The organism is Microbacterium sp. K35, from assembly GCF_004794375.1.
Classification (GTDB): domain Bacteria; phylum Actinomycetota; class Actinomycetes; order Actinomycetales; family Microbacteriaceae; genus Microbacterium; species Microbacterium sufflavum.
The window spans coordinates 1-20,629 of sequence record NZ_SSDM01000320.1 but is presented as its reverse complement, the minus strand read 5'-3'; the positions used below and the strand labels follow the sequence as shown (position 1 = coordinate 20,629).

21 protein-coding genes and 1 pseudogene are annotated in these 20,629 nt (G+C 70.6%); 19 read left to right on the top strand and 3 right to left on the bottom strand.

The genetic code is table 11. The features are described from left to right. Window positions 1-53: 53 nt before the first annotated feature. Window positions 54-1,037, bottom strand: a complete 984-nt coding sequence (locus DW299_RS12720) for a putative F420-0 ABC transporter substrate-binding protein (RefSeq protein WP_136036803.1) — start codon at window positions 1,035-1,037, stop codon at window positions 54-56. Window positions 1,038-1,265: 228 nt separating this feature from the next. On the opposite strand from DW299_RS12720, the gene DW299_RS12715 reads away from it, so the two are divergent. From DW299_RS12715 to DW299_RS12680, 8 genes are all read left to right on the top strand, one after another. Further along, window positions 1,266-2,231 (top strand): alpha/beta hydrolase, encoded by a 966-nt coding sequence (locus DW299_RS12715; protein WP_136036802.1) that lies wholly within the window; start codon window positions 1,266-1,268, stop codon window positions 2,229-2,231. Further along, window positions 2,228-3,634, top strand: a complete 1,407-nt coding sequence (locus tag DW299_RS12710; protein WP_136036801.1) for a dihydroorotase — start codon at window positions 2,228-2,230, stop codon at window positions 3,632-3,634. Before DW299_RS12715 ends, DW299_RS12710 begins: the two co-directional genes overlap by 4 nt. Before the next feature lies 1 nt (window position 3,635). After that, the gene (locus DW299_RS12705; protein ID WP_136035176.1) at window positions 3,636-4,610 is read left to right on the top strand and encodes an LLM class flavin-dependent oxidoreductase; all 975 of its coding nucleotides are present in this window, start codon (window positions 3,636-3,638) and stop codon (window positions 4,608-4,610) included. A gap of 40 nt (window positions 4,611-4,650) precedes the next feature. Then, complete coding sequence (locus DW299_RS12700) at window positions 4,651-5,478, top strand: ABC transporter ATP-binding protein (RefSeq protein ID WP_136035175.1); 828 nt, start codon at window positions 4,651-4,653, stop codon at window positions 5,476-5,478. Beyond that, window positions 5,475-6,308, top strand: coding sequence for an ABC transporter permease (locus DW299_RS12695; RefSeq protein ID WP_136036800.1), 834 nt, complete (start codon window positions 5,475-5,477; stop codon window positions 6,306-6,308). The genes DW299_RS12700 and DW299_RS12695 overlap by 4 nt, the downstream gene beginning before the upstream one ends. Continuing rightward, on the top strand, window positions 6,305-7,138 hold the full coding sequence (locus DW299_RS12690; RefSeq protein WP_136036799.1) for an ABC transporter permease: 834 nt from the start codon (window positions 6,305-6,307) through the stop codon (window positions 7,136-7,138). Before DW299_RS12695 ends, DW299_RS12690 begins: the two co-directional genes overlap by 4 nt. Window positions 7,139-7,244: 106 nt before the next feature. Continuing rightward, window positions 7,245-7,496: a type II toxin-antitoxin system Phd/YefM family antitoxin gene (locus tag DW299_RS12685; RefSeq protein WP_136035172.1), complete on the top strand. Its 252-nt coding sequence runs from the start codon at window positions 7,245-7,247 to the stop codon at window positions 7,494-7,496. Next, window positions 7,493-7,753 (top strand): Txe/YoeB family addiction module toxin, encoded by a 261-nt coding sequence (locus DW299_RS12680; RefSeq protein WP_136036798.1) that lies wholly within the window; start codon window positions 7,493-7,495, stop codon window positions 7,751-7,753. The genes DW299_RS12685 and DW299_RS12680 overlap by 4 nt, the downstream gene beginning before the upstream one ends. Before the next feature lie 65 nt (window positions 7,754-7,818). Here the strand turns inward: DW299_RS12680 and DW299_RS12675 are convergent, their stop codons facing one another. Next, window positions 7,819-8,895, bottom strand: a complete 1,077-nt coding sequence (locus DW299_RS12675) for an ABC transporter substrate-binding protein (RefSeq protein ID WP_136035170.1) — start codon at window positions 8,893-8,895, stop codon at window positions 7,819-7,821. Between the two features lie 189 nt (window positions 8,896-9,084). On the opposite strand from DW299_RS12675, the gene DW299_RS12670 reads away from it, so the two are divergent. Genes DW299_RS12670 through DW299_RS12620 form a run of 11 tightly spaced genes read left to right on the top strand, consistent with a single transcriptional unit; the run spans window position 9,085 to window position 19,929 of the window. Continuing rightward, complete coding sequence (locus DW299_RS12670; RefSeq protein WP_240745401.1) at window positions 9,085-10,089, top strand: alcohol dehydrogenase catalytic domain-containing protein; 1,005 nt, start codon at window positions 9,085-9,087, stop codon at window positions 10,087-10,089. Between the two features lie 27 nt (window positions 10,090-10,116). Then, on the top strand, window positions 10,117-11,295 hold the full coding sequence (locus DW299_RS12665) for a CaiB/BaiF CoA transferase family protein (protein ID WP_136036796.1): 1,179 nt from the start codon (window positions 10,117-10,119) through the stop codon (window positions 11,293-11,295). Next, window positions 11,295-12,158, top strand: a complete 864-nt coding sequence (locus tag DW299_RS12660) for an amidohydrolase family protein (RefSeq protein ID WP_136036795.1) — start codon at window positions 11,295-11,297, stop codon at window positions 12,156-12,158. The genes DW299_RS12665 and DW299_RS12660 overlap by 1 nt, the downstream gene beginning before the upstream one ends. Window positions 12,159-12,179: 21 nt before the next feature. Then, complete coding sequence (locus tag DW299_RS12655; RefSeq protein ID WP_136035166.1) at window positions 12,180-13,022, top strand: DODA-type extradiol aromatic ring-opening family dioxygenase; 843 nt, start codon at window positions 12,180-12,182, stop codon at window positions 13,020-13,022. After that, complete coding sequence (locus DW299_RS12650) at window positions 13,019-13,366, top strand: hypothetical protein (protein WP_136035165.1); 348 nt, start codon at window positions 13,019-13,021, stop codon at window positions 13,364-13,366. The genes DW299_RS12655 and DW299_RS12650 overlap by 4 nt, the downstream gene beginning before the upstream one ends. A gap of 59 nt (window positions 13,367-13,425) precedes the next feature. After that, on the top strand, window positions 13,426-14,655 hold the full coding sequence (locus tag DW299_RS12645) for an ROK family transcriptional regulator (protein ID WP_136036794.1): 1,230 nt from the start codon (window positions 13,426-13,428) through the stop codon (window positions 14,653-14,655). A 36-nt stretch (window positions 14,656-14,691) separates the two neighbouring features. Continuing rightward, entirely contained in the window at window positions 14,692-15,525 is an 834-nt protein-coding gene (locus DW299_RS12640; protein WP_136035163.1) for an ABC transporter permease, read from the top strand. Next, window positions 15,522-16,298, top strand: a complete 777-nt coding sequence (locus DW299_RS12635) for an ABC transporter ATP-binding protein (RefSeq protein WP_136035162.1) — start codon at window positions 15,522-15,524, stop codon at window positions 16,296-16,298. The genes DW299_RS12640 and DW299_RS12635 overlap by 4 nt, the downstream gene beginning before the upstream one ends. 60 nt (window positions 16,299-16,358) lie before the next feature. Beyond that, the gene (locus tag DW299_RS12630) at window positions 16,359-17,408 is read left to right on the top strand and encodes an ABC transporter substrate-binding protein (RefSeq protein WP_136035161.1); all 1,050 of its coding nucleotides are present in this window, start codon (window positions 16,359-16,361) and stop codon (window positions 17,406-17,408) included. Next, window positions 17,405-18,511: a Gfo/Idh/MocA family protein gene (locus DW299_RS12625; RefSeq protein ID WP_168443138.1), complete on the top strand. Its 1,107-nt coding sequence runs from the start codon at window positions 17,405-17,407 to the stop codon at window positions 18,509-18,511. Before DW299_RS12630 ends, DW299_RS12625 begins: the two co-directional genes overlap by 4 nt. Further along, window positions 18,508-19,929 carry a sulfatase family protein gene (locus DW299_RS12620; protein ID WP_136036792.1) on the top strand — a complete coding sequence of 474 codons (1,422 nt, stop codon included), beginning with the start codon at window positions 18,508-18,510 and terminating at the stop codon, window positions 19,927-19,929. The genes DW299_RS12625 and DW299_RS12620 overlap by 4 nt, the downstream gene beginning before the upstream one ends. A 175-nt stretch (window positions 19,930-20,104) precedes the next feature. Here the strand turns inward: DW299_RS12620 and DW299_RS12615 are convergent. Continuing rightward, window positions 20,105-20,629: pseudogene (locus DW299_RS12615) on the bottom strand (chaplin family protein); the annotation flags it as partial.

The window sequence follows — 20,629 nt, the reverse complement described above, 5'->3', positions numbered from 1 at the left end:
TGCCGGGCGGACGACCGCGGCCAGGGCCGCCGTGCGCAGCGGCGCCGCGACGCTCACAGCTCTCCGAGCCGCGCGACGATCGCGGCCACCGCGTCGACGTCGCGGATCCCGGCCTCCGTCGCCGGGAAGTCCACGACCACGTACCGCTCGTTCCGCACGGCGTCGAGCTGGGCGGTCACCGGGTTCGACGCCAGCAGCTCCTGCTTCGACGCGGCGGTGTTCCACGCGGCGTCCACCAGCACGATCACGTCGGGGTCGGCCTCCGCGATCAGCTCCCACGAGGTCGAGGTCCAGGTGTCGTGCACCTCGGCGAACACGTTCTCCAGCCCCGCGGCCGCCATGATCATCTGCGGGGCGCCGATGCCCGCGCCGACGAAGGGCTGGTCGCTGCCCGACGAGTACCAGACGGCGGAGAGCCCGCGGTCGTCGGGGGCGATCGCGTCGAGGGCGGTCCGCTGTTCCGCGACGAGGGCCGCCGCGGCCTTCTGCTCGCCGAGCAGCTCGCCCGCCTCCGCGAAACCGTCGAACACGTCGTCGAACGTGAGCGGGTCGGGCATGTAGCCGGGCGCCTTGCACGCCGCCGGGGCGACGTAGGTGGCGATGCCCAGCTGCTGCAGGTCGTCCCGTTCGCCGGCGCCGTCGACCGAGAAGTTCGACTCCCATCCGGCGAACACCAGGTCGGGTTCGAGATCGAGCACGGCCTCCTTCGAGGGCACCTTGTCCGACACGGTGGGGATGCCGTCGGCCTCCGCCGCGAGCGCCTCGGGGAGCGGGCCGTCGGTGAAGGCGGAGCCGATGATGCGGTCGCCCGCGCCGAGGGCCAGGGCGAGTTCGAGGGTGGAGGACTTGACCGTGAGGATGCGCTGCGGCGGTCCGTCGAGGGTCACCTCGGTGCCGCAGTTGTCGAGGGTCGCACGGGGCCGGTCGGCGTCGGCGGCTGCGGGGGAGGCGGGGCCGCTCGCGCAGCCGCTGAGGCCCGCGGCGAGGAGGAGGGCGAGGACGGGGGCGGCGCCGAGCGCGCGGGCGGTGGGGGTCATGGTTCTCCGGAGGACGTGGGCGGGGAGGCGCGGGTGTGTGCGCGGTCGCAGTCCAGGTCGGGACCACCGGCGCCGGCCAATCGGGTCGGCGCGATGCGGTCATGCTAGCTCGGATTTTGGATCCAATCAATACTGGATTCTGGATCCAAAATGGGTCATGATGAAGAAGCCCCACCGCCGCGGCGCACATCGCCCGATCGCGACGCCGCGTTCAGCCGAGAGGAATCCATGCAGACCACACCCGTCTCGTTCTTCAGCGAGGGCTCCCGCATCTCCGCGATCTGGCGGACCCCCGACCATGACGGCCCGTACCGCGCGATCGTGCAGGGGCCCGGCTGGCTCGGCCTCAAGGACGCCAAGCTCTACGTCCGCTACCACGAGGCCCTCGTCGCGGCCGGCTTCGCGGTGCTCGTGATCGACTACCGCGGCTTCGGCGACTCCGACGGCGACCGCGGCTACCTCTCGCCCGCCTGGCAGCTGCAGGACCTCGTCAACGCCGTCACCTACCTCACCACGCGCGACGACGTGATCGCCGACGCCATCGGGGTGTTCGGCACCGGCGGCACCGGCGGTGGCAACGCGGTGCTGCTCGCCGACGTCGATCCGCGCGTCAAGGCCGCCGTCAGCCAGGTTCCCGTGGCCGACGGCGAGGACTGGCTGCACCGCATGCGCAGCGAGTACGAGTGGCTCGACTTCCAGAAGTCGCTCGACGAGGACCGCCGCCGGCGCGTCACCACGGGGGAGGGCCGCATCGTGCACCCCCGCGAGGAGATCATGATCCCCACGGCCGAGCGCCGCGCCACCACCATCAAGGCCGACGTCGACGACCGCATCCCGTCCGCGGTGCCGCTCGCGTGCGCCGAGGGCATCATCGCCTACCGGCCCATCGACGCCGCGGCCCGCCTGACCACGCCGCTGCTCGTGATCGGCGTCGAGGGCGATGCGACCACGCCGACCGATCACGCCGAGGCGCTGTACGAGGCGGCGCGCGGCCCCAAGCAGCTCATCATGCAGCGGCACACCACGCACTACGCCGCGTACGACACGTACTGGGAGCAGACCACCCCGGTGATCGTCGGCTGGTTCGACACGCACGTGCGCCCCGCGCATCTCATCCACCGGACCACGCCGTCGCCCGCGATCGGCGAGTCCATCCAGACAGAATCCGTTCAGGAACAGGAGGTCGCGCGATGAGCGTCGATCTGAAGATCACCGGCGGCACCGTCGTCACCCCCGCAGGACCGGTCGTCGCCGACCTGCTCGTCGCGGACGGCCGGGTCGCCGGCATCGTCGCGGCCGACACCGACATCGACGCTGCGCGCACGATCGACGCCACTGGCAAGCTCGTGCTGCCGGGCATGGTCGACGTGCACGTGCACACCCGCGAGCCCGGCTACGAGCACAAGGACGACATCTACACGACCAGCCTCCAGGCCGCGGCCGGCGGTGTCACGACGATGTTCGGCATGCCCAACCTCAAGCCGCCCACGACCGACGTCGCCACCCTCACCGACGTGTTCCGGCGCTACGAGGAGTCGTCGATCGTCGACTGGAACCACAACCCCGCCCCGACGAAGTTCGACGAGATCGCGGGCATGAGCGACCTCGGCATCCGCGCCTACAAGATCTACATGGTCGTCGACACGGGCCGCGACTACCCGCACCCCTCCGGAACCGGCATCCACGACCACGGGCACCTGCTCGAGATCATGGACCACATCGCCCAGACCGGGAAGCGCTTCATCGTGCACCCGCACGACCAGGCGCTCATGGACTACATCGAGGGCGCCTACCTCGCCCGCGGCGAGAACACCCCGCAGGGCTACGCCTCCGCCTACGCCGCGCGCGAGGGCGTGATCTGGGACACCGCGATCGACGTGGTGCTGCGGCTCGCCGAGGCCTCCGGCTGCCCCGTGCACATCGCGCACATCCAGACCCGGCGCTCGATCGAGGCCGTGCGCCGCGCCAAGCAGAACGGCATCGACGTCACGTGCGAGGTCAACCACTGGGCGCCGTTCCTGTCCACGTGGGACGACGTGGAGACCCTCGGTCCCTACGCCCTGAGCTACTGGGTGCCCGACGACAACCGCACCGCCGTGTGGGAGGGCATGCGGGACGGCACGATCGACATCGCCGCCAGCGACCACGCCCCGCACACCCGCGAGGAGAAGGAGGTCGGCTGGACCAAGATGTGGAGCTCGCACACGGGCACCCCGGGCATCCAGTACTACTACGAGCTCATGCTCGACGCCGTGAACAAGGGCGAGCTCGACCTGCAGCGCGCGATCGACATGGTCGCCCACATCCCCGCCGCGAAGTTCGGCCTGGAGGGCGTCAAGGGTTCCCTCACGATCGGCGCCGACGCCGACATCGTGATCGCCGACCTGGCCGACGAGTGGACCATCACGAACGACGACGTGCTGTCGAAGATCGGCTGGACCCCGTACGACGGGCGCACCATCAGCGCCCGCATCCAGCGCACGCTCGTGCGCGGAGAAGACGTGTACGTCGACCGCGAGGTCGTCGGCGACCCCGCCTTCGGAAAGCTCGCCGCCTCGGCGGAAGACAGGGCGGCACTGGCCGCAGAGAGGAACTGACATGAAATTCGGACTGCTGCTGCCGCACTTCGGCGAGGAGGCGAGCAAGGAGAAGCTCCTGGAGGGGTCGAAGCTCGCCGAGAGCTTCGGATTCGACTCCGTGTGGGTGCGCGACCACCTCGTGTTCGAGCCGCACGGTGAGATGGAGAAGCCCAACCGCACGTTCTACGACGCGCTCACCACGCTCACCGCCATCGGCGCGGTGACCGAGAAGATCGAGCTCGGCACCGGGTCGCTCATCCCGTTCCGGCACCCGCTCGTGACCGCGCTGATGGCCGGCACCATGACCCAGCTGCTCGGCCCGCGCCTGATCCTCGGCTTCGGCGCCGGCACGTTCGACCACGAGTTCGAGGCGATCGGCTGGGGCGACCTGGACCGCGTGGAGATGGTGCGCTCGAACGCCGAGATCCTGCGCCGCGTGTTCACCGAGAACGACGTCACCTACGACGACGGCATCTTCTCGTTCGAGAACGTCACGATCGAGCCGAAGCCCGTGGGTGGACGCATCCCGTTCTGGTACTGCGGCGCGACCCCGCGGTCGGCCCGCCTCGCGGCGGAGTTCGCCGACGGCTGGATGCCCGGCCGCACGGGTCTGGCCACGATGGAGAAGCGCATCCAGACCATGCGCGAGATGACCGACGAGAACGGCCGGCCGATGCCGACCATCGCCGTGATCCCGCCCACCTCCATCGAGGACACCCGCGAGGAGGCGCTCAAGCACGTGAACATCCCCGGCCTGCTGGCGTGGGCGAACAAGGCGAAGTTCGCGGTGAAGCCGCCGTCCGGCAGCTTCGAGACCGTGGAAGACCTGGAGGGTCAGCTCATCGTCGGCAGCCCCGACGAGGCGGTCGATCAGATCCGCCGGTTCGAGGAGATCGGCACCGAGCACCTGGTGTTCGACTTCCGGTTCAAGTTCGATCGGTTCTTCGAGCAGATCGAGCTCCTCGGCACCGAGGTGCTTCCTAAGCTGCGATAAGCCGCGCACCCGAGCGCGGCGACAAGACGAGAGGTCGACGATGACTGACGTGAAAGACACCGCACCCTCCGCCACGGACCCGTTGATCTCGGTCACCGGACTCTCCGTGAGCTACGACGTGGCGCGCACGGGGAAGAAGCTGATCGCGATCGAGAACGTCGATCTCGACGTGTTCGAGGGCGAGTTCATCACGGTGCTCGGCCCGTCGGGGTGCGGCAAGACGACGTTCATGAACGTCATCGCCGGCCTCGTCGCGCCGAGCACCGGGTCCGTCCTGGTGGATGGCACGGAGGTCGACGGCCCGGGACCCGACCGGGCCGTCGTCTTCCAGGACTACGCGCTGCTGCCCTGGCGCACGGTGTTCGACAACGTGAAGTTCGGGCTCGAGATGCAGAAGGGCCTGCGCACGGCCGACTGGCGCGAGCGCGTGCAGGAGGCCATCGACATGGTCGGCCTCAAGGGCTTCGAGTCGTCGTACCCGCGGGAGCTGTCCGGCGGCATGCAGCAGCGCGTGGGTCTGGCGAGGGCGTTCGTCGCCGAGCCGCGCATCCTGCTGATGGATGAGCCGCTGGGCGCCGTCGACGCCCTCACCCGCGAGGTGATGCGCGACGAGATCGAGAAGCTGATCGAGAAGACCGGCAAGACCGTCCTGTTCATCACGCACTCGATCGAGGAGGCGATCCTCCTGGGCGACCGCATCGTGGTGTTCAAGAGCCACCCCGGCGCGATCAAGGAGATCATCACCACGGGGATCGAGCGGCCGCGCTCCGAGCGGTCGGTGCAGCACGATCCCCGCTTCCTCGAACTCCGCGACCACCTCTGGGAGGCGCTGGAGGGCGAGGCCACGGCGGCAGCGGTGTCGAAATGAGCGCGCTGCTCGCCACGGGACCGAACCTCGGACGCGGCGGGGTCGCCGCCTGGCTCGCGGGGCTGAGCACGCGCGGCAAGGCCGCGGTCATCGCGGTCGAGGTCATCGTGCTCCTGCTGCTGTGGCAGCTCGTGGTCGGAGTCCTCGGCTGGATCAACCCGGTCTTCCTGCCGCCCCCGCTGTCGATCGCGCAGGGTTTCGGGGAGATCATCGCGAACGGGTCGCTCGCCGCGAACGCCGGGATCTCGGCGCAGGCGTGGCTGACCGGCTTCGCGCTCGCCGTGGTCGTGGGCATCCCGGTCGGCCTGCTGATGGGCTCGTCCCTCCCGGTCGACCGCGTGGTCGGTCCGATCGCCTGGACCATCTACGCCACCCCGTCGATCGCATACCAGCCGCTCGCGAAGGCCTGGTTCGGCTTCGGCATCGGACCGGTCATCTTCCTCGTCACGATCAGCGCGATCTTCCCGATCCTGCTGAACGTCGCCGCCGGCATGCGCACCACGAACCCGTCGATCATCCGCGCCGCCCGCGTGTACGGCGCGGGCCGCCTGCGGCTGTACCGCTCGGTGTACCTGCCGTCGACGATCCCGTTCCTGTTCGCCGGTCTCCGCCAGGCGGTCGTGCTCGCCACGATCGGCATGGTCGTGGCCGAGCTCGCCGGGTCGTCGAGCGGCATGGGCGCGCTCATCATCCGCGCCTCCAACACGTATCAGACGGATCAGGCGTTCGCGGCGATCGCGCTCGTCGTGGTGTGGAGCGTGGGCATGACCCAGGTGGTCACCGCGATCGAGCGCGGGGTCGCGCCGTGGACGAGGAAGGGCAAGCGATGAGCGTCATGTCGGCCACCGGCACCGTGCGGATCGTGCGTCCCCGGCGCGTGGTGCGTGCTGGCGAGGGCAGGTGGACGCTGCTGCTGATCGCGGTCGTGGCCGCCGTGCTGCTCGTGTGGGAGGCGGCGGTCACCTGGTTCCAGTGGGTGCCCGAGGCGTTCCTGCCCGCCCCCAGCGCGATCGCCGTGGCCTTCGGGCGGCTCATGGTCGACCCGGAGTTCTGGGGCGCCTTCGGCTTCAGCGTCACGAACCTGTTCATCGGCCTGGCCATCGCGATCGTCGTGGGTGTGGTCGTGGGGCTCGCGGTCGGCTGGTCCCCGGTGCTGCGCTTCATGGTGGCCCCGTTCCTGTGGGTGCTGTACTCCACGCCCAAGGTCGCGCTCGCTCCGCTGTTCATCCTGGGCCTCGGGCTCGGCAGCGAGTCGAAGATCGCCCTCGTGATCCTGCTCGCGGTGTTCCCGATCCTGCTGAACACGATGGAGGGCGCGGTCACCGTGAACCCGTCGCTCGTGAACGCGGCGCGCGTATACGGCGCGAAGGGCATCGGGCTGGGGTGGAAGGTCATCTTCCCGGCGACGCTGCCCTACAGCCTGTCCGGCATCCAGCGCGGTGCAGCCCTCGGCTTCACGGGCGAGGTGCTCGGCGAGTTCCTCGGCGGGACCGGGGGCCTCGGTCACCTGCTGGAGTTCGCGGCGTATCAGTTCCGCATGGACGAGGCGATCGCGATGGTCGTGGTGATGGTGATCATCGCGAACCTGACGCTGTTCCTCATCTCGGTGCTGCGCCGCAGGCTGGCGCCCTGGTACGACGAGCGGAAGATCGTCGGCTGACGCCGCCCCCGACTCCCGGCCCCCGTCTCATGCGCGACGGGGGTCGGGTCCGCCTTCTCGCTTCGCCGAGTGGTACGCTTTTCTGTACCACTCAGGAGGTGACGAGATGACGGCGATCTCCGCGACCGAGGCGCGGAAGAGTCTCTTCGGTCTCATCCAGCAGGTGAACGACGACCATGCTCCGGTCGAGGTCGTGTCCCGCCGCGGCAACGCCGTGCTCATGTCGAAGGACGACTACGACGCGCTCACGGAGACGGCCTACCTGCTGCGCAACCCCGTCGGCGCGGAGCGGCTCCTCTCGGCACTCGAGCGCGCCCGCCGAGGTGAGTCCGAGCAGCACGACCTGATCGACGAGTGAGCAGGCGGCTCGCCTTCGACCCGCACGGGTGGGAGGACTACACCTACTGGCAGGGCCAGGACCGGAAGACGCTGCGACGGATCAATCAGTTGATCGCCGACGCCCTCCGTGACCCGGTCGAGGGCATCGGCAAGCCGGAGCCCCTGAAGCACGTGCTCTCCGGCGCCTGGTCCCGCCGCATCGACCAGACCCACCGCCTCGTGTACTACGTGAGCGACGAGCAGATCGTGATCCTCCAAGCCCGCGATCACTCCTGACCCGCGGACGCGACGAGGCCCCACCGCCATGCGCAGCGGTGGGGCCTCGTCCGGGGTCGTGCGGCTCAGGGGTAGGGGAGCGTCGCCGGTCCCTCGTTGTCGAGCCCGAGCAGCTCCTGCGCCTTGAACAGGTGCGCGAGCTGCGCGTCGTCGAACTCCAGCGGCTCGAGCTTCTGCGTCTCGATCGTGGTGTCCCAGGCGTCCGCGTCGAAGTACAGGTTCGGGCAGGCGAGGTGGCCGTCGAGGATCCAGACGCTGTCGGAGTCGCGGAGCTCCTGCACGTCGAAGTCGTTGGCCTCGTAGATGTCCAGCGCCTCCTCCGCGTTCTCCGGGAACTCGCCCGGTGCCGGGGCGGTCATGAAGTCGGTGGCCTTGAGTGTGGCGCGCAAGAACCGCACGAGCGAGTTCGGGTTCTCCTTCACCCAGGCCGTGCCGGCGATCTGCACGTCGTTGGCCCAGTTGCGCAGCGACTCCACGACGATGTTCGCGCCGTGCTCCTCGAGCGCCGCACGGTCGTCGGCGTAGAAGGGCTGCAGCGAGATGCGGTCGTTCACGAAGAACTCGGTCCACGATTCGGAGCCGGGTCCGGGGTAGACGACCTCCGCGTTGATGCTCTCGAGGTCCCAGCCCTCTTCCGCGAGCACCTGTGCCCGCTGGAACTCGGCCGGGTCGCCGGGGGTTCCGGCGAGGACGATCGAGGTGCCGTCGAGGTCTTCGACGCTCTCCACGTCGGACTGGGCCGCGAAGTCGAAGTTCTGGCGGCAGTAGTGGCCCGACACCAGGTCGATCTCCACGCCGCCGCGGATGGCGTCGATCACGGTGCCGGTGGACTCCACGCCGATGTCGGCGCTGCCGCTCGCGACCGCGGCGGTGACGTTGTCGGCGGTGATGACCTCGACGGTGAGGCCCTCCTCCTCGTAGTAGCCGAGGTCGGTGCCGAGGACGAACATCGAGTACATCGTGACGTCGGGGAAGGGGATGGCCACCGTGATGCTGGTGTCTTCGGCGGCGCCGGGTTCCCCGTCGCCGAGGTCGACCGGGCCTTCGGGTGCGGGTGTCGGCGAGGTGCAGCCGGCGAGCAGCGTCAGTGCTGCTGCGCCTCCGGCCACGGCGAGGCCGAGCCTGGTTCTTGTCGTGCGCATGACTCTCCATTCGGGCAGTGCGTGCGCCCCTTCGTGAGGGGGGCGTCTCACGCGGATTTTGGGATACGGTATCCAATTTGGTATCGGCTGTCCATGCTTCGGCCGATATCGTGCTGACAACGGGGTCTGGACGACCACGATGAAAATTGGATACAGTATCCGAAACAGTCCCACGATGAAGAGGTGACCATGCGTGCCGCCGTGCTGAGCAGCCACGACCTGGACGGCCTGACCGTCACGGAGTCGGCGGTGCCGTCGGCCGCTCCGGGCGAAGTGCTGATCCGCGTCGAGACCGTGGGCATCAACCAGCTCGACCTCAACGTCATCGCCGGCGTCGGCCCCGGAGCGCACGCCCGGCTCCCGCGCATCCTCGGCATCGACCCGGCGGGGGAGATCGTCGCCGTCGGCTCCGGCGTCGACCCCGAGCGCCTCGGCCAGGCCGTGGTCGTCAAGCCCAACATCGCCTGCGGCGCGTGCCCCCGCTGCCGCGCCGGAGACGAGGCCGACTGCCCATCGCAGACCGTCGTCGGCGTGCACCGCGACGGCGGCGCCGCCGAGTTCGTCGCGGTGCCCGCGCGCAACGCGATCGACCGCCACGGCCTGACTGCCGCCGACGCCACGGCCGTGGTGCACAGCGCCCCCATCGTGCTCAACGCTCTGCGGATCGCCGCGCTCGCCGCCGACGAGCGGATCCTCGTCACCGGTGCGGGCGGAACGCTCGGTCGCGCGGCCGTCGCGATCGCGCTCGCCCGGGGAGCCCGCGTGGTCGCCGCCTCCCGCCGGCCCCTGACGCCGGTCGGCGACGAGCGGCTGCTGCACGCGCCCGATCCCGCCGCCCTCGCGGACGCCCTCGCCGCGGAGGACGGCTTCGACGTGGTGCTCGACGTCTCCGGCCACGGCCCCACGCTGAGCGCCGGGGTCGCTGCGCTCGGCTGGGGTGGACGGGCCGTGTTCTGCTCGGCCTCGGTCGACCCCGACCTGCGGATCGACGCGCGCGACTTCTACCTGCGCCGCAAGCGCCTCGCGGGTGCCGCGAGCGCCCGGTACGACGACGTGGCGGAGGCCCTCGCCCTCGCCGCCGCCGGAGTGCTGCCGCCGCTCGCGGGCGCCCGGTACGCGCTCGACGACATCGCCACGGCCTACCGCGACTTCCCCCGCGCCGGCGACGGGAAGGTGATCGTGGATGTGCGCTGACCACGGGTATCGAAGAGGAGACCAGACGTGACGAGTACTGCACTGCCGGGCGCCGGGGCGCTCGCCGGGATCCGGGTGGTCGAGCTGGGCCAGTACATCTCCGGCCCCTTCGCCGCGAAGCTCCTGGCCGACCTCGGTGCCGAGGTGATCAAGGTCGAGTCGCCGGAGGGCGACCCGATGCGGCGGTGGGAGGGTCGAGCGACCATGAGCCCGCAGTTCGCCGCGTACAACCGGGGCAAGCGCGGGGTGGTGCTCGACCTGAAGAGTCCGCAGGGGCTGGCGGCGCTGTTCGCCCTGGTCGCCGACGCCGACATCGTGCTCGACAACTTCCGACCGGGCGTCGCCGAGCGGCTCGGCTTCGGTCCGGAGGCCCTGCACGCGCACAACCCGCGCGTCATCACCTGTTCCATCACCGGCTTCGGCCCCACGGGACCCTCGGCGAAGCGTCCCGCCTACGACACGGTGATCTCCGCGACCGGCGGCATGTACAGCCAGGTCGTCCCCGCCGACACGATCCGCCCGCTCGGCCCGGCGTTCTCCGATCTGCTGTCGGGGATGTCGGCGGTGCAGGCGGTGCTCGCGGCCCTCCACGCCCGCGACGTGAGCGGGGAGGGCGAGCACGTCGAGGTGTCGATGGTGGGTGCGCTGCTCGACTTCCTCACCGAGTCCGCCTCCGCGTTCCTGGAGACCGGGCAGGTGTCGTCGCCGGACTCGCGTCCGCGTCGCGCCCAGGCGTACGCGTGCCGCGGCTCCGACGGCAAGGCGTTCGTGATCCACATGTCGGTGCCGGAGAAGTTCTGGACCGGGCTGCTCGACGTGCTGGAGCGGCCCGACCTCGCCGACGACCCCCGGTTCGCGACCAGGGAGGGGCGCGTGTGGAACTACGACGAGCTCGACGCGGTGCTCAAGGAGATCGCCGCCACCCGTCCGCGCGCCGAGTGGCTGGAGCGCCTGGCCGCGCACGACATCCCGCACGGCCCGCTCAACACGATGGGCGACCTGTTCGACGACCCGCAGATCGCGAGCATGGGCCTGGTCGAGGAGATCGCGGGACCGGGCGGCGCGGTGCGCGTGCCGGTGCCGAGCACCCGGTTCCACCGCAGCGGCCGGCCCGAGCTGGTCTATGCGCCCGCGCTCGGGGCCGACACCGAGGAGCTGACCGGCCTGCGCATCGCGGCCGGAACCCTGAACGAAGGAGCGGCCTGATGCCCGGCATCGACGACCTGGTGGCGATCGACGTGCACACCCACCCGCAGACCGAGGAGTTCATCGCGGCGATGGGCACGCGGCACACGCAGATGGCCGCGCACTTCGGACGGGAGCGGCCGGTCGTGTCGTTCGCCGAGCAGGCCGACCAGTACCGCGACCGCAGGATGATGGCCGTGATCGTCAACTCCGACTCGGAGACGACCAGCGGGATCAAGGGCGCCCCCAACGACCTGCTGGGCCGGGCGCAGCGAGACCACCCCGACGTGTTCCTGGCCTTCGCGGGCATCGACCCGTGGAAGGGCGAGGCGGCGATCGCCGAGATCCGCCGCATGCACGACGAGTACGGCATCAAGGGCGTGGGCGAGCTGAACCCGTCGCGGCAGAGGTTCCTGGCGAACGACCGTCGGTTCTGGCCGATCTGGGAGACCTGCGCCGAGCTCGGGCTGGTGGTCATGTTCCACTCCGGGTTCCCCGGTGCGGGCGCCGGCACCCCGGGCGGCGGAGGGTACCGGCTGGAGAACGCCCGCCCCGTGCCCTACATCGACGACGTCGCGGCCGAGTTCCCCGAGCTGAACATCATCAGCGCGCACCCGGCGTGGCCGTGGCACCTGGAGAACCTGGCGATGGTGTGGCACAAGTCGAACGTGTACCTCGACCTCTCCGGCTGGGCTCCGAAGTACCTGCCGCCCGAGGTGGTGCGCTACGCGGACTCGCTCATCTCCGACCGGGTGCTGTTCGGCTCGGACTGGCCCGTGATGACCGCGGACCGGTGGATGGCGGAGTTCGACGAGCTCGGCTTCAAGGAGGAGTCGCGCCGCAAGATCCTGATCGACAACGCGCGGAAGCTGTTCCGGCTGTGACCGCGGAGAAGGGAGCCGACCGTGGCTGAACTGGTGCTGGCGGCGGCGACCCCGCACAACCCGCTGCTGTGGCGCGCGATGCGGGAGCCGTATCCGCCCGACCTGGTCGCGGTGGAGGCGAACTTCCGGCGCATCCGTGAGGCGATCGCCGAGGCCGAGGTCGACGCGCTGATCGTGCTCGGCACCGACCACGTGCGGCAGTTCTTCGCCGACAACTCGCCCGCGTTCATCGTCGGCAAAGCCGCGTCGTACCACGGCACGTACGAGAACGAGGTGCGCACGTTCGGCATGGAGTACGCCGAGCTCACCGGGCATCCCGAGCTCGCGGCGCAGATCGCCGGACGCGAGGTGCTGCCCGAGGCGATCGACTTCTCGGTGTCGCACGAGTGGCGGCTCGACCACAGCTTCGTGCTCCCGCTGCAGTACGTGCGGCCCGAGCTCGACCTGCCGATCGTGCCCATCCACGCGAATGCCATCCTGCCGCCGCTGCCCTCGGCCGCGCGGTTCGCCGCCCTCGGACATCACCTGCGCGCCGCGGTCGAGTCGTGGGACGGCGGGGCCAGGGTGGCGCTGCTCACCTCGGGCCACATGGCCACCGACGTCGGAGGGCCGCGCACGTTCAACGGCTCGCCCGACCCCGCGTTCGACGCCGAGGCGGTCGGGTGGATGCGCGACGGCGACCTCGACGCCGCGATCGCCGGCTGCCGGTTCGACCGCATCATGGCGGCGGGCAACGTCACCTACCAGTACGTGAACATCGTCACGGCGCTCGCCGCGATGCAGGGCCGCCCGGCCGAGCTGGCGGAGGCCACCACGTCGCGTTTCGCCTCGAGCCCGTTCTTCCTGTGGAGGTCTGCATCGTGAGCAGGTACATGATCGGCAAGTTCATGCGGGCGGTCGAGATGAGCACGGCCAACGTGAACGCGTACGTCGCCGATACCGAGGGCTTCGTCGACCGGTGGCTGGCGGGCGGCGCCGGGCCGGATGCGGTCGCCGACGACCGGGAGCTGACGCCGCAGGAGCGGGCGGCCTTCATCGCGCGCGACTACGGGGCGCTGTACGGGCTCGGGGCGCATCCGTACCTGCTGTGGCACTTCACGGAGGCGGTGTACGAGCACGAGTACACGGAGGGCTTCGGCTGGCGCGAGCTCGTGGAGCGCTACCGCGCGGCGATCATCCCGCACGGCGAGGTCGACGACATCCTCTGAGGCGGGCGGAGAAGATCCGCTCTTGACAGGATTTCCGCACGTGCTGTTTATTTAGCTACGTGCAAAAAAAACTATCCGAGGTCCGGCTCGACGCCGCGGCGATCCGCGCGCACCACCGTCGCGTGCTGCTGCAGCTGCTGCGCTCGCACGGCCCGCTGTCGCGTCGCGATCTGTCCCGCGCCTCGGGCCTGAGCGCCGCCGCCGTGATGAACGTGGTCGTGGAACTGGTCGACGCAGGCCTCGTGGCGGAGGAGATCCCCGCCACCCGGGAGGCCAGGGTCGGCCGCCCGAGCACCGACGTCGCCCTCACCGGCACCCACCACGTGCTCGCACTGCAGATCGGCGCCGGGTTCCTCCAGGCAGGAGTGGTCGAGCTCACCTCGCGCGTCGTGGCGTCCGAGCAGATCCGCTTCCCGGTCCCCACCGCGCCCGAGGCCGTGCTCGACCTCGCGGGCGAGCTCCTGCAGCGGGTGATGGACACGGCGGGCATCTCGCTGGAGCAGGTGCTCGGCCTCGGCGTCGGCGTGGCCGGCATCGTCGACGCGAGCCGCCGCGTGAACATCTCCGCCCCCACGCTCGGCTGGACCGACGTGCCGATCGCCGAGCACTTCGAACGCACCCTCGGGCTCGACGTCGTGCTCGACCACAACGTGCGCGCCATGGCCGCCGGCGAGTCCCGCTACGGCACCGGCCAGGGGCTCGAGAGCCTCGCCTTCGTCTACGTGCGCACCGGTGTCGGCGCCGGCCTGATCCTGGGCGGCGCCGAGTACCGCGGCGGCACGCACGGCGCGGTCGAGATCGGCCACCTGCGCGTCGAGCAGGACGGCCCCACCTGCACCTGCGGCGGCCGCGGCTGCCTGGAGACCGTGGTCAGCGATGGCGTGCTCCGGCGGCGCATGATCGATGCCGGGCTGCTCGACGACGACCGCGCCCCCGACGACCGCACCTGGACGGAGGACTTCGTCGCCGCCGTCGAGGCCGCCGACCCGCGGGCGCTGGAGGTGCGCGACGACCTCGTCCGGCACCTCAGCACCGCGCTGCTGAGCATGGTCAACCTCCTCAACCCGCAGCAGATCGTGCTGGGCGGACTGCTGTTCGACCTGGCCCCGGTCGTGATCGAACCCGTCAGGGCGGCCCTCGCGGAGCAGGTCATGCCCGTGCTGCGCGACGGCATCCGCGTCGAGCCGCCGCGCTTCGGTGCCGACGCGGGCATGATCGGCGCCGCCACCATCGCCCTGGACACCTTCGTGTTCGGGCCTCCCCTCCTTCCGACCGCCCCGGTCGGCTGACACCAACGGGCTCCCACGCAACGAAGGGAAAGAGCCATGATCGACGCCACACCCGAGACGGCGACCACGACGCTCTCGGTGCCGCGCGCCACGAGAGCGCGCCGCACGACCGTCCGCACCGAGAAACCGCTGACGCTGCTCTACCTCTCCACCCTGGTGCTCGGCATCGCGGTGTGGTGGATCATCGCGGTCGTCAGCGACAACCCGCTCGCCCCCACGCCGATCGCCGTGGTGCAGAGCTTCTGGGAGGGACTGCTCGACGGCAGCCTGCTGCTGAACACCGTGGCGAGCGTGCAGCGCGTCGTCATCGGCTTCCTCCTCGGCGTGATCGTCGCCGTCCCCGCCGGCTTCATCATGGGCTGGTATCGCTGGGGCCGCGGGCTGCTCGAGCCGTGGGTGCAGTTCTTCCGCACCGTGCCGCCGCTCGCGCTCATCCCGCTCGTGATCGTGTTCCTCGGCATCGGGGAGCCGGCGAAGATCTTCGTCATCTTCCTCGCGTCGTTCCTCTCGTGCGTGCTCGCCACCTTCCAGGGCGTGCGCAACGTCGACACCACCCTCGTCAACGCGGCCCGTGTGCTCGGCGCGAGCGACGGCACGATCTTCCTCCGCGTGGTCGTCCCGGCCTCGCTGCCGTTCATCTTCGTCGGCACCCGCGTCGCCCTCGGCGCGGCCTGGGCCACGGTCGTCGCCTCGGAGCTCATCGCGGCGGCCTTCGGTCTCGGCCGCATGATGCAGGCCGCCTCGCAGTTCCTCGACACCCCGCGCATCGTCGTGGGCATCATCCTCATCGGCGCGCTCGGGTTCGCGATGGACCGTGCCCTGCTCTTCGCCGAGAACAAGCTCACCGCCTGGCAGGAGGTCCGGAAATGACCGCGATGATCTCGATCCGCGGGGTCTCGAAGCACTACGAGACCAGCCGCGGCACGGTCCGCAGCCTCGACGACGTCGACCTCGACGTGGCAGACGGGGAGTTCATCACCCTCGTCGGGCCGAGCGGCTGTGGCAAGAGCACCCTGCTGAACCTGATGGCGGGGCTCCTCGACCCCACCGAGGGGGAGGTGCTCGTGGGCGGCCGACCGGTCACGGGGCCCGGGCCCGACCGGGGCGTGATCTTCCAGCAGTATGCGCTCTTCCCGTGGCTCACGGCCCGGCAGAACGTCGAGTTCGGCCTGCGGATCCGCGGCATGAAGAAGGCCGAGCGCGAGCAGGTGGCCCAGCACTACCTCGACCTCGTGGGCCTGGGCGACTTCGCCGGCGCGCTGCCGAAGGAGCTCTCGGGCGGCATGAAGCAGCGCTGCGCGATCGCCCGCGCCTATGCCGCGCAGCCGTCGATCCTGCTGATGGACGAGCCGTTCGGCGCGCTCGACGCGCTGACCCGGGTGAGCATGCAGGAGAACCTGCTCGAGACGTGGCAGCAGGAGCGGCGCACCGCCGTGTTCATCACCCACGACGTGGACGAGGCCGTGTTCCTCGCCAACCGCGTGATCGTGATGAGCCCGCGGCCCGGACGGATCACCGAGGTGATCGACGTGCCGCTCGCCTACCCGCGCACCGAGGAGATGCGCTTGTCTCCCGAGTTCGCCGCCCTCCGCGCCCGCGTCTGGCGCGGCGTGCACCACCAGCCGGAACCCACCACCGCCTGACCCGGCGGATCCGCACCCGCACGACCCACCGCACTCCCACCCGATCACGTAAGGAACCCGATGATGCGCTTCCCCACCCGGACCCGTCGCGCGGCCGTCGCCGCCGCGGCCGTCACCGCACTCACGATCGCCCTGTCCGCCTGCACGGGCTCGGCCGAACCGGCCCCCTCGTCCGACGCCGGAGGGGAGGCCCGTGAGCCGGTCTCCCTGAACGTCGGCTACATCGACACGAGCATCAACGGCGTCGGCGTGATCGCCGCCGCGAACGAGTTGGGTCTGTGGGAGAAGTACGGGCTGGACGTGACGCTGACGCCGTTCACGAACGGCCCCACCCAGATCCAGGCGATGCAGGCCGGACAGATCGACGTCGGGTACATCGGCGCCGGGGCGACCTGGCTTCCGGCGACCGGACAGGCGACCGTGATCGTGCCCAGCGAGACCTCGCTCGGCGACGTGGTGCTCGCCCGCCCGGGCAGCGGCGTCGAGGATCCGAAAGACCTCAAGGGGCAGCGCGTCGGTGTGCCCGAGGGCGGGTCGGGGGAGATGATCCTCGCGCTCACGCTCCTGGAGGCCGGGCTCACGTTCGACGACGTCGAGCGCGTGGTGCTCGACCCGCCGAGCGTCGTCAGCGCCTACGTCGGCGGGCAGATCGACATCGCCGCGATCTTCTCGCCGCTGAGCGCGCAGATCCTCGACAGCGTGCCGGACACCGTGACGGTGGCCGACAACGCCTCGTTCCCGGAGACGTCGTTCCTCGGGTCGTGGGTCGCGTCGAACGAGGCCGTCGACGGCAAGGCCGACGCCCTGCAGCGCTTCCTCGAGGTGTACGCCGAGGTGAACGACTACCGCATCGACGACACGGAGCAGGTCGTCGAGTGGGCCTCCGCCGCGTCCGGTGCCCCGGTCGACCAGCTGACGCAGCAGGCGAGCATCTCCGGGTGGACGCCGTCCGACGAGATCCTCGCGAACAACGAGGACGGCACCACGTTCGAGCAGTACGAGTCGATCATGCGGGTGTTCGTCCAGTCCGGTCGCATGGAGGACATGACCGATCCGGCGTCGTTCGTCAACACCGAGCTGTTCGCCGCCGCCATGAAGGACCGCTCGTGACGGGTCCCGTCGGGCTGGGCATCGTCGGCTCCGGTTTCGTCGCCGAGTTCTACCTCCGGGCCCTGGCGGAGGTGCGTGACCACGAGGTCGTCGCCCTCGCCGCGCGCTCGCCCGAACGGGGCAGAGAGCTCGCCGACCGGTTCGGCGTGCGCGACGTGGTCGCCAGCGTCGAGGAGCTGGCCGCCCTGGCCGATGTCGACATCGTGGTCGTGGCCGTGCCGCAGGACGCGCACCTCGACGCGGTGACGGCGGCGGCCGCCGCGGGCAAGGCCGTGATCTGCACCAAGCCGCTCGGGCGCAGCGGCCCGGAGGCCGCGGCGTGCCTCGCCGCCGTGACCGCCGCGGGCGTGTGGCACGGCTATGCGGAGACCGCGGTCTTCTCGCCCGCGGTCATGCACGCCAAGGCGATGGTCGACGCGGGCGGCATCGGTCGGGTGCTCACCGTGCGCGCCCGCGAGGCCCACGGCAGCCCGCACAAGCACGCCAGGGAGATCGCGCGCATGGGCGGAGGGCCGCTGCGCGGTCTCGGCTGCCACGGTGTCGCCGTCGGGCGCTGGTTCCTGGAGGGCGCGACCCCCGTGGAGGCCTTCGCGTGGGGGGACCGGCTCGACCGCGACGACGTGGACTCCGAGGACAACGCGGTCCTGCTCGTGCGGTTCGACGACGGTCGTGTCGCCCAGGTCGAGGCCGGCTGGACGCATCGCCCCGGGCTGGACAACCGGCGCGAGATCCACGGCTCGGACGGCTGGCTCGGCGTGGACGAGACCGGCCCCGGTGCCCTCGCGGCGTTCGCGGGACAGGAGCTCGGTTACGTGGGGGAGAAGGCCGGCTCGACCCGCGGCTGGCTGCGGCCCGTGCTCGACGAGCCGCGCACGTACGGGTACCACGGCCAGTTCGCGCACTTCATCGAGAGCTTCCGCGCGGGTGTCGCGCCGCGGCAGACCCTGGCCGACGGCGTCATCGACAACGCGGTGATCGACGCGGCCTATCGCTCCATGACGACCGGTCGCTGGGAGCCCATCGACCTCTCCGGGCTCACGGCCCCTCCCGCCGAGATCGTCACCGACGCGTACCACCGCCCCGCAGAGAGAGAAGCACGATGACCGCCCGGCGACCGAACATCCTCATGATCCTCACCGACGACCACGCCACGCATGCGATCGGCGCCTATGGGTCGGTGGTGAACACGACCCCGCGCATCGACGAGATCGCGCAGTCCGGTCGTCGCGTCGATCACTGCTACTGCACGAACTCGCTGTGCACCCCGAGCCGCGCCAGCATCCTGACCGGCACGTACAGCCATGTCAACGGCGTCTCGACCCTGGTGACCCCCATCGACGCGAGCCAGCCGACGTTCGTGTCGCAGCTCAAGGAGGCGGGCTACCGGACGGCCATCGTCGGCAAGTGGCACATGGGGGAGGGGCCGGGCCATGATCCGCAGGGCTTCGACTACTGGGCGGTGCTGCGCGATCAGGGCGAGTACTTCGATCCGCAGATCCTCACCGCCGACGGCGTGCACATCGAGAAGGGTTACGCGACCGACATCATCACCGACCTGTCGCTGCAGTGGCTCGAGTCGCTGGAGGGCGATGAGCCGTGGTGCCTGCTGATCCATCACAAGGCGCCGCACCGCGCGTGGGAGCCCGACGAGGCGCACGCCCACCTGTACAGCGACCCGATCCCCGTGCCGTCCACGTTCACGGACGACTACGCGGGCCGGGCGAGCGCGGCGAAGCATGCCACCATGCGCATCGCGGAGCACCTGACGCTCGACGACCTCAAGGTGGAGCCGCCGCAAGACCTGACGCCCGACGAGCTCGCGCTGTGGAAGTACCAGCGGTACATGGAGGACTACCTGCGCTGCGTGGCGTCGGTCGACGACAACGTCGGACGGGTGATCGACTGGCTCGGCGCGCACGGCGTGCGGGATTCGACCCTCCTCACGTACAGCTCCGACCAGGGCTTCTTCCTCGGCGACCACGGGTGGTTCGACAAGCGCTTCATGTACGAGGAGTCGATCCGGATGCCGCTGCTCGTGTCGTGGCCGGAGCGGATCGCGCCCGCGGCCCCGATGGAGCAGATCGTGACGAACGTCGATTTCGCGCAGACCTTCCTGGATGCCGCCGGGGTCGATGCGCACGAGCGGATGCAGGGGAAGAGCTTCCTTCCGCAGCTCACCGGATCGGACGAGCCGACGCGCGACGCGTTCTACTACCGCTATTACGAGAACGACGACGAGAACCACCACGTGCTCGCGCATTACGGCATCCGCACGGAGGCCCACAAGCTCATCTACTTCTACAGCGACGGAATGGGTCTGCCCGGGTCGTCGCCGTTCCGGTTCGCGCCGGAGTGGGAGCTGTACGACCTGGAGGCCGACCCGGACGAGCTGGTGAATGTGTACCACGACCCCGCCTACGCCGACGTGCGCGAGCAGCTCAAGGTGCGGCTGTGGGAGCTGCAGGCCGAGCTGGGCGACCAGCCCCACGCGAGTCAGCCGATACCCGCGCTGACGGCCTGAGCGCAGGCGTGAACGGATGCCCCGTGGCGGTTCGCCACGGGGCATCCGCGTGTCGCGCGGCCGTCGCGCTCGGCAGAGGAGGTGCGGGGGACGCACCGCACGAGTGGACGCTGCCGCGCACCGGCGGAGCCGTGTCTCCTCCCCCGAGGACACCGGCGCCGCCGGGGCTCAGCGCCTACGCCGTGCGACGGCGCAGCAGGCCCGCACCTCCCAGAAGCAGCAGGGCGGCGATCGCCCACAGCGCGGGCGACGGTGCACCGCCGGTCATGGCGAGACCGGTGGCCTCACCGGAGACGGCTGCGCCCGACGCCCAGGCCATGCCGGACGCGCCCGGAGTGGTGCCGGGGTTCGTTCCGGGGGTGGTGCCGGGGTCCGTGCCCGGGTCGGTTCCGGGGTCGGTTCCCGGGTCCGTACCGGGGTCCGTGCCCGGGTCAGTTCCGGGGTCGGTTCCGGGGTCGGTTCCGGGGTCGGTTCCGGGCGTGGTGCCCGGGCCGGTCACGGTGCTCTCGCCCACGACCGAGATGGCGTTGCCGCCGATCGTGATCGGAAGCGTCACCGGCAGCCCGAGCTGGGTGCCGCCGAGGATGCCGTCCTCACCGGTGGTGATCCCGCCGCCGGCCGCCGGAGCGGTCGGGGCCGTGCCGGTGCCGGTGGTGCCGCCGGTGACGGTGGCGTCGTCGAGCACGGAGATCGCGTTGCC

Excerpts from the sequence above, each read along its gene's own strand:
- DW299_RS12720 (WP_136036803.1), bottom strand. The coding sequence starts at position 1,037 with ATGACCCCCACCGCCCGCGCGCTCGGCGCCGCCCCCGTCCTCGCCCTC.
- DW299_RS12715 (WP_136036802.1), top strand. The coding sequence starts at position 1,266 with ATGCAGACCACACCCGTCTCGTTCTTCAGCGAGGGCTCCCGCATCTCC.
- DW299_RS12710 (WP_136036801.1), top strand. The coding sequence starts at position 2,228 with ATGAGCGTCGATCTGAAGATCACCGGCGGCACCGTCGTCACCCCCGCA.
- DW299_RS12705 (WP_136035176.1), top strand. The coding sequence starts at position 3,636 with ATGAAATTCGGACTGCTGCTGCCGCACTTCGGCGAGGAGGCGAGCAAG.
- DW299_RS12700 (WP_136035175.1), top strand. The coding sequence starts at position 4,651 with ATGACTGACGTGAAAGACACCGCACCCTCCGCCACGGACCCGTTGATC.
- DW299_RS12695 (WP_136036800.1), top strand. The coding sequence starts at position 5,475 with ATGAGCGCGCTGCTCGCCACGGGACCGAACCTCGGACGCGGCGGGGTC.
- DW299_RS12690 (WP_136036799.1), top strand. The coding sequence starts at position 6,305 with ATGAGCGTCATGTCGGCCACCGGCACCGTGCGGATCGTGCGTCCCCGG.
- DW299_RS12685 (WP_136035172.1), top strand. The coding sequence starts at position 7,245 with ATGACGGCGATCTCCGCGACCGAGGCGCGGAAGAGTCTCTTCGGTCTC.
- DW299_RS12675 (WP_136035170.1), bottom strand. The coding sequence starts at position 8,895 with ATGCGCACGACAAGAACCAGGCTCGGCCTCGCCGTGGCCGGAGGCGCA.
- DW299_RS12670 (WP_240745401.1), top strand. The coding sequence starts at position 9,085 with ATGCGTGCCGCCGTGCTGAGCAGCCACGACCTGGACGGCCTGACCGTC.
- DW299_RS12660 (WP_136036795.1), top strand. The coding sequence starts at position 11,295 with ATGCCCGGCATCGACGACCTGGTGGCGATCGACGTGCACACCCACCCG.
- DW299_RS12640 (WP_136035163.1), top strand. The coding sequence starts at position 14,692 with ATGATCGACGCCACACCCGAGACGGCGACCACGACGCTCTCGGTGCCG.
- DW299_RS12635 (WP_136035162.1), top strand. The coding sequence starts at position 15,522 with ATGACCGCGATGATCTCGATCCGCGGGGTCTCGAAGCACTACGAGACC.
- DW299_RS12630 (WP_136035161.1), top strand. The coding sequence starts at position 16,359 with ATGATGCGCTTCCCCACCCGGACCCGTCGCGCGGCCGTCGCCGCCGCG.
- DW299_RS12620 (WP_136036792.1), top strand. The coding sequence starts at position 18,508 with ATGACCGCCCGGCGACCGAACATCCTCATGATCCTCACCGACGACCAC.